General features: G+C 44.1%; 6 protein-coding genes. All 6 read right to left on the bottom strand.

The annotated features are described in order from the left end of the window. Positions 1 to 27: 27 nt before the first annotated feature. Entirely contained in the window at positions 28 to 2,151 is a 2,124-nt protein-coding gene (locus tag RDN93_RS04550; protein ID WP_308744386.1) for an alpha-N-acetylglucosaminidase, read from the bottom strand. Positions 2,152 to 2,223: 72 nt separating this feature from the next. After that, positions 2,224 to 4,557, bottom strand: a complete 2,334-nt coding sequence (locus tag RDN93_RS04545; RefSeq protein WP_374047363.1) for a beta-galactosidase — start codon at positions 4,555 to 4,557, stop codon at positions 2,224 to 2,226. An 81-nt stretch (positions 4,558 to 4,638) separates the two neighbouring features. Then, positions 4,639 to 6,201, bottom strand: coding sequence for a DUF4874 domain-containing protein (locus RDN93_RS04540; protein ID WP_308744384.1), 1,563 nt, complete (start codon positions 6,199 to 6,201; stop codon positions 4,639 to 4,641). Between the two features lie 28 nt (positions 6,202 to 6,229). Continuing rightward, entirely contained in the window at positions 6,230 to 7,540 is a 1,311-nt protein-coding gene (locus tag RDN93_RS04535; protein WP_308744383.1) for a SusE domain-containing protein, read from the bottom strand. 16 nt (positions 7,541 to 7,556) lie between these two features. Continuing rightward, positions 7,557 to 9,071: a RagB/SusD family nutrient uptake outer membrane protein gene (locus tag RDN93_RS04530; RefSeq protein WP_308744382.1), complete on the bottom strand. Its 1,515-nt coding sequence runs from the start codon at positions 9,069 to 9,071 to the stop codon at positions 7,557 to 7,559. A gap of 12 nt (positions 9,072 to 9,083) precedes the next feature. After that, positions 9,084 to 12,467, bottom strand: a complete 3,384-nt coding sequence (locus tag RDN93_RS04525) for a TonB-dependent receptor (RefSeq protein ID WP_308744381.1) — start codon at positions 12,465 to 12,467, stop codon at positions 9,084 to 9,086. Between the last annotated feature and the right edge of the window lie 131 nt (positions 12,468 to 12,598).

Here is a 12,598-nt window from a genome sequence, read left to right as displayed (position 1 = left end):
GAATCGCTACTATCTTATACTTTTAGATTAATATCCATGCGATTTCTCTGCCCAGGCTTTTTCCATTTCATAGAAATTAACCGCCTCACCAACAGACTTGCCGTCCAATTCCTGCTGTTTCTGCTCAAAGAAAGCCTTCCAACGCGGATAATACAAATCTTTCAGAAGACCGCTCCATTCACGATGAGAATAATCATGCAAGCCTCCCTGATTGGCAGCAATGCTATCACCCCAGACAGTGATTAATGCAGACGCATTCCATTCGTAGAGTTTCTTTTCTTCGTCAGTAGTCCCTAGAGAACGTGCGGCAGTCAGCCAGGAAGAAACGGAAAACTCTTTCCGGGTAGACAGTAAACTGTCTTGCGAGAGAATGAGGTCAAGGAACTGCCGTGTCTGCTTCCGGAAATTCCCTTTGTCTTTCCGGTCATAACTCTGAGATATCTCTTCGAGCAATACATTACCTTTATCAGCATTACTCTGACGCACTATATCCACCAAATCATATTCAAAGTTATTATTCCCCTTGTACTGTCCGGCAACAGAAAGCAGCATACCGGCAGCTTTTGATGTAGAATCAGGCGAGTAGAACAGTTTGGCATATCCCCATGTCGATGTCCTGTCCAAATGAAATCCCGGACGGGCACACAACAAGGACTCTACCGTTCCTTCACCCTGATAGTTTTTAGGAGCATTATAAACCGTATGCTCCAACGCTCTCCATGCTTCCAGAACTTCCGGTGATAATTCACCACCATAACGGGCCTTCAGATATCCTTGCAGCCACGCGTCCGGTGAAAAACGTCCGGCACGCCACGGCAACTCATACAACAATTCGAACATCACCGGATTATTCTCAATACCCTCGGGAGTAGCCCCTACTCCACGCAATGTTTTCCCATTTGTATGTGCACACGCATCATAATATCCGTTCACCAACTGATTCATCCGCCCGTGCAGACCGACATTACCACCGAAATTGAGCAACATACAATAAAGCCAGTCATGTTTGCCAAAACCTTTTTCACGATACCACATTGAATCCGGATCACCCCACTGGGGAAGTCTCTCGCTATATAAATCCAGTACCAGCATATCCCCGGCATCCAACGCATCAACCATAGCCGGACGCGGATTTGCCTGCCATGCCTGAATCACCCAAACTGATTCCGGATTTGCTTTCTTCATAGCTTTCATTATGGAAGCCCCAGCTTTTGCCAAGTCCACTCCTTCCGTATTTCCGCCTTCGTGAAAAGGATCCATACTGTAATATTTAGCTTTTCCGTAAAGTTTCTCCAATTCTTCATAGTACATCGCTGCAAAGGAATCGAAATGCTCGTCTTCCGAAGAGAGGAAAGCCGGACGCGGGAAGCCGCACCATTTGCCGGGGTCAGCAATCTGATACCCCAGTTTCTCGCCTATATTACGGGGAACCATCCCTGCATAACCTGGAAATACGGGCTCAATACCCAGCTCCCGCATACGGGATACTATCTTCTTTTGAAGTGCTTCTTGCTGCTGATACCAACTATCGGGGTTCGGCCCGCCCCATCCTTCCAGATTATTCATCTGCCACCAAGCCATAAAAGCCGGACCGGAAATAAACTCATTGATTTCCTCTGTTGTATATCCGACACGTTTCAACAGATTGTACCATACAACTTCCATTCCTGTAATGCTCAAAGGCATATTAATGCCGTGCAATGCCATCCAGTCTATCTCCTTCTCCCAGCGCTCCCAATCCCAGAAAGCCATAGAGTAGGAATAGGTACAATAGTTCAGGTAGTAACGGTTCTTCATAGCCGTCTCCTGACGTATTTTCTCTTCAGGAAGCGGCAATACTTCCGGCAATTTCTGAGACGGATTATTCCAAGAAAGATGGATACCGGCCACATATTTCAGATACCAGTTCAGCCCGGTGGCCAATGATAAATCGGAATTTCCGGTTATCAGAACTTTACCGTTCTCCGAAGATATTTCAAAGTAATCCTTTGCCGGGTTGCTTCCGTCAGCAATAATCCGGAAAAGAATCCGACCGTCCGAAGTACCTTCCGTCACACGCCCAGCCAAAGAATTGACCGACAGTTTCTCTGACTGACAGCTACATAGCCATATAGTCCCGAGTAATAAAGTCAACACAAAACGCATATACATAGTAGTTTATTTTTTAGATTCTCCAAATATAATAAATAAGAGTCAACTATTTTTCAATTAATCACGTTTTAATCAATGAAACAAGAAGAATTGCGGACGACCATATATATTTACGTCTTTCACCTTTCCGGATAAGAACGAACCCTTACGAACTTTAAAGCGGATAGCAGAAACTTTATATATTTCCTTCATATCAATGATAATCCGGTGAGGATGATGGGAACCGGTATCCGCATCCGTATGCCAGAAAGAAGAAATATCTCCGTCAAATAGATTCTCTCCTATTCCCAAGTTCTTATCAACCAGCTCGCTGCTCACATAAACAATCTCCCATTTTTTCTTATCAATCGTCCGCCCCTTATCGTCCAGCAGCTCCACTTCCGAAATACAGGCCTGATTATCTTCTGTGTAGGAAGTAAGAGTCTCGATGCAGAAGTGACGGAGGGTAGTTGCAACAGGGAAGTCGAATGGCTGCCATTCATTGGTTTCTTGCAAAGCGGTCTTCAACACGATGTCACCGTCTTCTAGAATCGGGGTGCCCATTATTGCACGGTGTTGTCCTTTCTGATAGTTTTTATCCCTACCCAGGCTATCCAGAACAGGCCGATCCAATCCGCGCAAAGCGCGATTGCCCGTATCTTCCATTTCAAAGACAATAATTTCGTTCTCTCCTTCTTTCAACCATGGAGCGGGCAGATAAAGCGTTTGCTGAGGGCCGATGTTCCAAAAACGTCCGAGTGATTTCCCATTTACCCACACAGCCCCTTTTCCCCATTGGCTCATATCGACAAAACAGTCACCTTTCTGCTGAACCGTAAATGTCCCTTTATGGAAAGCGGGAACTCCTTTGATAGTCTCACCAAATTTTATCTCCGAAACTTTCTCTTTATATAAAGGTAAGGGAGTAACAGACCATCCGGCCAATTTCTCATCGCCCCACAGAACCTGGTTGGTGATACCTTTTCGATTGAACAGTATATCGGGGCCGTAATTCACACGCCCGGTGTTTTCAACCAGAATCTCCAACGTAGCGGGTGCTTTCTGTACATTCAATGTCACGCTATTCTGATTGTAACGGCGATCCAGGCTAGCCACTTGTTTGCCATCTATCAGAATCACGGCATAGTCGCGCAAATCCTGTATGACAAGTTTTTGCTTTCCTGCTTTTGGAATGGTTGTCTGATAATGAATATATCCAAAATCAACGCCTACATCCTCCATTGACAGTATCTCTTCCGATTGTGTAGTCTGATGAAAAGCGGCACCCAAAGGGGCACTTTCCTTTAATTCGACTGTAGCGAAAGTGGTGGTCGGATTATCGGCAGGCACTTCCGGCAATACAGTCCCTTCAGGCAGGTATTTCTGAATCACTTCTCTGAATGCATGGTATTTGGGATAACAATTTCCCCACTCGCCCAAAGGTGCGTCATAGTCATAACTTGTCGGCTGGGGCTGATAACCGCCGCCGGTATTGGCTCCATTCGTGTACCAGAAATTTGTTCCGCCATGGAACATATACATACTGACAGATACTCCGTGGCTCAGCATCCAGTCCAATTGTTCGGCAGGACGCTCATAAGCGACAGACGAATGACGCTTTCCCCACTCGTCAAACCAGGCAGGATAGAATTCTGCCACAAAGTAAGGGCCGCCCAGATGATACTTATCCACCACTTTGAAAATATCTTCACCGAATACACCATTTAGTGTGGGCAATGCACCGTCAATATGTCCGGCTTCTACTTGTCCGCCACCGTCACAGGTGAACAACGGAACATTAAAGCCCGCCTCTTTTATCATATCACGAATAGCGGCGAGATACTCTTTATCCGCCGCATACGAGCCGTACTCATTTTCCACTTGCACCATGATAATGTTACCGCCATTGTTGATAGTCAAGGGAGATAATTGCTTGCCGAGTTCCTTGATATATCGTTCGCAATAGGACAGGAAACGCGGGTCTTTGCTACGGTAGGTCATGTCTTTTTCCTTCAATAGCCATGAAGGATATCCGCCGAAATCCCATTCCGCACATACATACGGTCCGGGACGAAGAATGACATACAGTCCTTCTTCCTGTGCCGTACGGACAAATCCGGCAATATCCGCCTGTCCGCTGAAATCAAACTCGCCCGGCTGCCGCTCGTGAAAGTTCCAGAATACGTAAGCAGAGACAGTGTTCAATCCCATCGCACGCGCCCTACGGAGACGGTCACGCCAATACTCGTGCGGAATACGGGGATAGTGCATTTCTCCACAAATCAATTGCACCTCTTTTCCGTTGATATTAAAAGTACCATTTTCTATTTTAACCTGTTCTCTGGGGGAAGAACAGGCTGAAACCAAAAATGATACAATTAAGTTAAGTATAATAAATACCTCGTTTCGATTTTTATTCATCTTCATTCAAATATATCATAAGTATTGTGATACTCCGGCCTGTCCATAAAACCGGCTTTTCCCGGCCGGAGCATCCACCAGTCTGCATCAGAAGGTAACCTCACCGAAAATATTCACTGCATATTTTCCTGCATCATCATACCAATGAGCCAGTTTGTTTGTAGGAGCAAACTTAACGGCATAAACCGGATTGTATTTCAAATCAGCCACTTTCTCCGGCATCCAGATTCCGACCTTGTATGTTCCGCTCAATCCGGCAGCCACACTTCCTTTTATGGAATACCTCGCAGCCTGATTGGGCTCTTCATTGGTGGAAGGAATCCAGTTTTTCGGATCGACATCCAGCTTTATCTCTTTTACTACCTGCCCATCACCGGAAACAAGTACCAAATAAACCTCTTTAGGATTAACCACCGTAGCAAAACCGGTATTAGTAATCGTCAGGTCATATTCCAGATTTCCACTTTTCGCCTCAACAGCCGATTCGTCCTGCAGATTCAAACGATATCCCAAATGGTCGCGTACAAAATCATAAAAAGAACGAACGACCTCATTTCCGTCTGCATCTTTAAAATAACTCTCATCAAAGAGAATGTTATTGTCATTCAGTAAGGCAGGATTCAACTTCACCCGCTTCCAGCTCATGATGTTCAAATCATAATTCTGCGTCACATCAAATGCCGAATAACGGTGTTCGCGCAAGATACGCAATGACTTCATCGGAGTTATCAACTCTGCCAGCCCCCATTCCGTATTCTCATTATAAGGGATTTCACCACTCATATAGAAATTATTCGCCTTTACCTCTTCCGTTACTTGCTTATAGTCGTCTGTATTGGGGATAAAGTCATTGCCCGGTGCCAGAGGATGTTCGCCGGCCGTAAAATAATCGTTCGCATACCCGATGCGTCCGCGATACTCTTCCTGTTCCAGTGTCAATGCTTTTTTATGATTTGGATAACGCATTTCTACACAATAAGGTGCGGGCAAAGCTCTTAATAAAGCACTGACAATTGCATTCTTCGCACTCTGGTCGTTCACTAACGGAGAAGTATGCCACTCTCCCCAAGCACCGATAAACCCAACCTGCATCGCAGCTATTTGTCCGATGTATTCATTCAACAAAGGAGTCAGTTGCTCAATATGCCGGAGAATCCATTGCTTGGATTCACCACCGGAAGTATTAAGTCCGGCATGATTATATGCAAAACGAAGAATTGCTTTATATCCCTGTGCTTTCATCAACTCGAATATCTTACGAATATTATCCAAAGCCTCAGCGTCCAGGTCTTTGCTCACCCACTTGGTCAGATAAATATATTGCTGTACAAGAGTCAGGTTGTCGTCCTTTGCATCGAATTGCTCAACTTTCTTTGTATACAAATCATTCGCATAAACCTCATAATCATTATACGGACTTTTCATCTGGTCAGCAAGCAAGTTACATTCCAAGTGGAATCCCCTATCGGGATTCCTTAGTGACTCAATCGGTACAATGTTTCCTACCACTTCCGGAGTTTCCGGTTCACTTGTACCTTCTTCTCCATACTGCCCGGCATACACATCTATCGTATCGGAACAAAAGCTACACATAACACCTAATAATAAGGTAGATAACAGAGTCATAGTTTTCTTTATATTGATTAGCATGATTGATATACTTTTAATTTTCACCTGATTAATTTTCATTGTAGATAAAACGTGCAGGAGCACCTGTCGTCCAGGGACTCCACAATGTCGCCCCGCCATCGTGAAGAATACATTGATGAGACATATCATCGGTCACCAACAGATAACAATACTGTCCGGTATGATTAGTGATTGCAGTACCGCTCCATTGTCCGGAAGCAGTCAAATTGAATTTCCATTCATTCAAATGCGCCTTTCCTTTCACCGATTCATAATATTCAGTATCTTTCAATACATTCCACTGTCCTTCGGCGGTTCCTGCTTCAGCAAACAAGTTCTTATATTCCTGTATGGTTGGCAAATGCCATCCTTCAGGTGCTATCTTGTCACGAATGTCATAATGATAATGTACTCCGTAAGCCTTCACTCTACCTTCTCCCAAAGATGCCGGCGTGTTCATATAATTGCCAGTCTCAATATCCGTTCCGTCAGGATATTTAGTTGTCCGCAGATTATCTGCCAACCAAACCAATGATGTTCCGTCATTGTAAAAAATGCGAGCCACACGATAAGTTATTTTCTCATCACCGCGGACATCTATAAAACGCATCATTTCCGTCATATTCAACACGCCGGAAGAACGAGATACCAACTGCCCGTTATCTGCCTTTACATTCCAGTATACAGAGTTGGATGTCCAACGCTTGATAGAAAGTTGATCAAGGATTGCCTGCAGCTCTTCATGAGTCAACGAAGATTTACCTGCCGCGATTCCCACACTCTGTTCGGCAACCGTTTGCTTCATTTCCGGATCCAGTGAGAAACAGAGCGAATATGAAGTTGACTCCGGCCATTCCTCAGTATCCCATTCAAACTGTATAGCCGTCTCGGGAGCATCCTCAGCCAAAGCGACCACTGACATATCTTCCGGCTTTAACAATTTACTGGCCATACGTATCACACGAACAGTACGCACATCCGATGCTGCGGCTGTGGTATTACCGGTTTCTTTCACCGTCCAGTATAACACCACTTCCTGACCTGTCTTAATCCCCAGTTGAGAAAAAGCCTGATCGGCATTCAATGCAGACAAAGCAAAAGAAGTGGATTTACCGGCATCAATCACCACCGGCAGTTTGAAGTCTCTGGTAGCACTGAGCAACAGTTTGGCTCCATTTTCCAAAGGTTTCTCCCATGAAAAAACATACTCATTGATTGAGAAATCATTCAAATCAATAGCCGCTCCATCCTGAGGCGCACTCAAGTAAATATCCGACATCGGAATAATCACATTGTACTTGTCCTCTTTACATCCGGCAAGTAACAAAATACCTAATAGACTATATAATAAATGTTTCATAATACTATCTGTTTTTTTAGTAACCGGGATTCTGAATAATAATGCCTTGTCCTTCAGTAATCAAATGAGTGGGCAACGGGAATTTCTCATATTTATATTGTCCGTCCACCTTCGTTTCGATTTTACCTGTCGGTTGTCCGGCAAATCGGGCTTTGGCAAGTGCCGCTTCTATGAATTTTCCATGACGGATCAAATCCTGCCGGCGCACACCTTCAAAATAGAACTCATGTCCGCGCTCTTCCAGCAGTTTATCAAGGAAATCATCCACAGAAGCAAAGTCGCTCAATTGATAGGCTTTCAGGCCGCCGTGAGTGACACGAACCTGGTTCAATAAGTTTACCGCTTCCTGAGTTATGCTATTTCCGTTACGGACAATCGCTTCTGATAGTAAAGTCAACACATCGGCATAACGGTAGATTGGCATATCTATTTCACACTTCTCGCCCACTACTCCTTCTATCTTATATTTCACCGGAATGGCACCATAAAAAAGCGTCCCTGTTGTTCCCCCGTCACGGTCGGTAGCACGGCTGTGATATACGCCTTCCGTACCGGTATATTCTCCTATAATTCTTTCACGCCTTTTGTCTTTCGGGTCAAAAGATTCGTAGGCAGGCCAGGATATTTTATATCCTCCCCAAGCAGTCGCTGACATTCCGGCAGGAAGCGGATAATCCGATGTCAGCACGTGTGCAAACCACTGCTGCTCCATGACGCCGGCTTCGGCAATGCAAGAGAATATAACTTCCGAGTTCTTTTCGCCCGACAGAGAGAATAACGAGTGATAATCGTCCACCAACTTGTAGCCATATTCCGATTTCGTTAATTCACGTCCCATCTTCTCAGCTTCATCCCATTGCTTGGTCATCATATAAAACTTCAGCAGCAATGTGTTGGCAAGCCCTTTTGTGAAACGCCCGTAATCCGTATCTTCATATTTATAAGGTAATATGGCTGCCGCTTCCTTCAAGTTGGAAACAATATACTCACGCATGGCTTCTTCGGACAAACGGGGAATAACAATCTCCGCTTCCGGCTTCTGTAAAGTCTCCAGGTCGGCAACAGGTATCGGGCCATACATATCATACATCAGAAAAGCCATAAAGCCACGTCCGCATTTCAGTTCGGCTGCATAACGCTCTTTCAGGGTTTCATCCATATCCACATTTTTGATACGTTCCAGTGTCAGAGTCATAGAAGCCAGGTATTGGGAGTAATCATACACACGGCGGTAGTCTCCGTCAATGTGCCAGTCGTTAGCTTCGTACGAGTTATACACAGTAGTCCACCCCCAAGTGTTTTCCACATAGTCGGTCACCATTTCCGAAGTCGTCACATACCCTGCCGCTACTTGAAAAATTCCCCACGGAGAAAATACATAGTAAGCACTCGAATTGACCAAAGCATTTACGTCCTCAGCATTTTTCGGGAACATTCCCGGGTTAATCTTATTATATACTTCCTGTTCCAGCGTACAAGACGATATGAGGAACAAGAGAGTGGCTATTGCAGCATAAATTGTCTTTTTCATGTCCATTACTTATTAGAAAGATATTGATACACCAAAATTATAAGAGGTCACATTAGGATACGCATAGGTTCCGTTGTCCGTCTCAGGATCCAGACCTGTCCAGTTAGTAATCACAAACGGATTGTTCACGTCTACATACACACGGAGATTATTCACTATTTTCTGACTGACAGGGATTTTATATCCCAGCGTTATATTCCCACAACGAACGTAATAGATTGATTTCACATAGTAATCTCCCCAACCGTTACCACCTCTGACGTACGTCGGATCGGTAGCCGTCAGATTGTTACTGTTGAATGCTTTCAGCGCATAGGTGGAAACGTTGATACCATTATCCATACGTGTCCATCCTTCATAATAACTGGCTCCTCTCTTTCTGCCCGCTTCACCATAGAAATAGATGTTCAAATCAAAATTCTTATACCGGAATGAATTGTTCAAGCCATAGATAATCTTCGGGTCGCCATTACCCATATACACTTTATCCGCATCATCCAGGACACCGTTACCGTCACGATCTTTCAATATCATCATTCCCGGAACCAAGTCTTTCTGAGCATCCGGCGCTTTCTCTCCCGGTTGCAGGATACCGATTGCTTCGTATTCCCACCATGCACGTATCGGGTCATCTTCTTTTTCATAAGCTCTCGGTTTCCAATTCGGGTCGCGCTTCAGCCAACGATCGTTATAGTGTGAGAGGGTCAATGTGGTATCCCATTCAAAATCTTTGGTAATGACATTCACCGTATTCAATGTGATTTCCACCCCCTGGCTCTGTGTCGAACCGATATTTCCCGCTATTTTATTAACTTCATTATAGAAAGGCAACGATTTTTCCTTTACTAACAAATCTGTAATCTTACGTTTAAAGTATTCGGCTGTCAACTTGAACCGATTATTGAATACCCCAAAGTCCACACCTACGTTAAATTCCGTCGTTGTTTCCCAAGTCAAGCTCTTATTTCCCAAATCCGAAGCATATACACCGGTGGATTCCGCACCTCCGATAATTGCACTTCTCCCCACTTCATAATAATCATAAATACGATAACCTACATTAGAGTTACCAGTCTGACCGTAAGAAGCTCTCAACTTCAACATAGACAGCCACTTGGAAGCGCCTCGCATAAAGTTCTCCTCACTCATCATCCACCCTGCCGACACAGAAGGGAAATATCCCCAACGGTTTTCGGGTGCGAAATTGGAAGCGGCATCGGCGCGTACCGTAGCTTCCAGCAAATATTTACCTTTATAGGAATAGTTGGCACGAGCAAACAAAGAAGCAATACTGTTTATTGAAGCCCATGAACCCACAGAAGGTTTCTTATAATTACCCGAACTCAAACTGTTATACCCAAATCCGTCTACCAGGAAATCCTCATTTCCCGCACTCAATCCGTCATTCTTGAATTTCTGGAAAGAATAACCTCCGATAGCCTTTACATTATGGTCGCCAAAACTCTTTGTGTATTGAGCTGTCAGCTCCATCAAATAAGTAGTGCTGGTTTCTTGAGAAATATCCGCTCTACCGTTCCGATTCTTTCCTTGTAACGTGGTTTTCGGCAAATAACTTGAACGCTTCTGAAAACTACGATCGGCTCCCAATTGCATCTTCAACTCTAATTCCTTAATAGGTTTCACCAAAACAAAGGCAGAACCTATCAACCGGTCTTTCACCGTGTTATCCTTTATATCCAACAAGGATACCGGATTCGCCACAAAAGGACGTTTCGGGTCAATGAAATAATTGCCTTCGGAGTCATAGATAGGAATAGTAGGATTGGACTGGATAGCACCGGTCAATACCCCGGAATATTCATTGGCATTATCTCCCAAAGGTACGTTATCATATTTATTCTGTGAATAAGTAGCTGTCAGGCCGAAAGAAACATATTTGCTGAGTTCCTGATCCAAATTCAAACGGGCAGAGAAACGGCTTACCCCATTATTCTTAACAATACCTTCCTGGTTCATATAGTTGATAGAAGCCAGATAACGAGTTTTCTCCGTACCACCGTTAACGGAAAGATTGTGCTGCTGGGTAAATCCGTTACGCATCACCGCATCCAGCCAATCGGTACCGTTTGCCAACAATATCTCATCATTGCTATAAGCCGGTTTATACTGCGTGGGCGGAGTATCCTGCTTGTCCACATATCCTTCATATATTCCCATTCCGTTCAGTTTCAACCATTCCTCATACATCTGCTTATTGTACATATCCATATACATACGGGTATCGAGCATCTTATAATTTGAACGGGCTACCTGTACAGAACCCATACCGGAATAAGTCACTCTGGGCTTCTGGCTCTTACCACGCTTCGTCGTAATCAAGACAACCCCATGACCGGCACGCGCACCATAAATGGCCGTAGAGGCAGCATCCTTCAATACCGAAATAGACTCGATATCATCCGGATTCAATGATTCCAACACATTATCAATATTACCGGCTTCATAATATCCATTGCCCGAATTCAAACTACTGGAAGAAGAGACGGGAAAACCATCGATAACAAACAAGGGGTCATTACCCGCTCCTGTAGAAGCTTCGCCACGAATACGGAATTTAGCCTCACCACCCGGTTGAGCCGAGATTTGATTGACACGGAATCCAGCCGCCTTACCTGCCAATGCGCGAGATACATTCGGTACGGTATTCATTTCCACATCGCCCATATTTACCATAGAAACAGCTCCGGTCAGAGTCTTCTTGCTCTGAGTGCCATAGCCTACCACTACTACCTCATCCAGTTGCCTGGAGTCTTCCTGCAAAACGATTTTCATATTTTTACCGGCTTGTACTACAACAGTTTGCGGCTGATAACCGATATATGAAATTTCCAATTGTGCTTTCGATGAAGATACGGAAAGTTTGAAAAGACCGTCAATATCTGTTATCGTACCATTTCCCTGTACACCTTTTTCCAGTACACTGGCTCCGATTATCGGCTCACCGTTGACGTCCAATACCGTCCCCGATACCGTAATCTTCTGCTGCGGCAACTGTGCTTCAACAGACAATATAATCTTCTTGTCCAGTACGGAATATTTCACATTAGTACCAGCAAATATTTCTTTCAATACACTGAATATATTGCTTTTATCTGCATATACAGAGACGCGACGATTCAAATCCACATGTTTATTATTGAAGAAGAAGTCAAAGTCCGACTGCGCTTCAATCTCTTTCAAAATATCCTCCACACGCAGGTTGTGAACATCAATACTAATCATTGCTTTCTGAGCATAACTATCGGCTGCATAACTCAATCCGATAGAGCATACAAAGAATAAAATCAACAGTCTCATAGATAATGGGATTTTTTTTGAGGTTAGCCAAAGCGACTTTACCACCCATAAAAATTGGATGCTAAAATAATTTTGCATAAATTTGTAATGACTTAAAGTTAATAAAAAGTTTATCTAAGCTTGTCGCCAAACAAGCATCAAAAAGATTTACCGATTTCCATACGGGAAGATACGCCAATATCATCCCGTATGTTTTTTATTTAAGGGGG

It is taken from the genome of uncultured Bacteroides sp. (assembly GCF_902491285.1).
In the GTDB taxonomy this organism is placed as follows: domain Bacteria; phylum Bacteroidota; class Bacteroidia; order Bacteroidales; family Bacteroidaceae; genus Bacteroides.
Note: the sequence above shows the minus strand (reverse complement) of the source record. Positions and strands in the feature narration are given on the sequence as shown.

Coding starts and splice junctions, on each gene's coding strand:
- RDN93_RS04535 (WP_308744383.1), bottom strand. CDS start 7,540: ATGAAACATTTATTATATAGTCTATTAGGTATTTTGTTACTTGCCGGA.
- RDN93_RS04545 (WP_374047363.1), bottom strand. CDS start 4,557: ATGAAGATGAATAAAAATCGAAACGAGGTATTTATTATACTTAACTTA.
- RDN93_RS04540 (WP_308744384.1), bottom strand. CDS start 6,201: ATGCTAATCAATATAAAGAAAACTATGACTCTGTTATCTACCTTATTA.
- RDN93_RS04550 (WP_308744386.1), bottom strand. CDS start 2,151: ATGTATATGCGTTTTGTGTTGACTTTATTACTCGGGACTATATGGCTA.
- RDN93_RS04525 (WP_308744381.1), bottom strand. CDS start 12,467: ATGCAAAATTATTTTAGCATCCAATTTTTATGGGTGGTAAAGTCGCTT.
- RDN93_RS04530 (WP_308744382.1), bottom strand. CDS start 9,071: ATGAAAAAGACAATTTATGCTGCAATAGCCACTCTCTTGTTCCTCATA.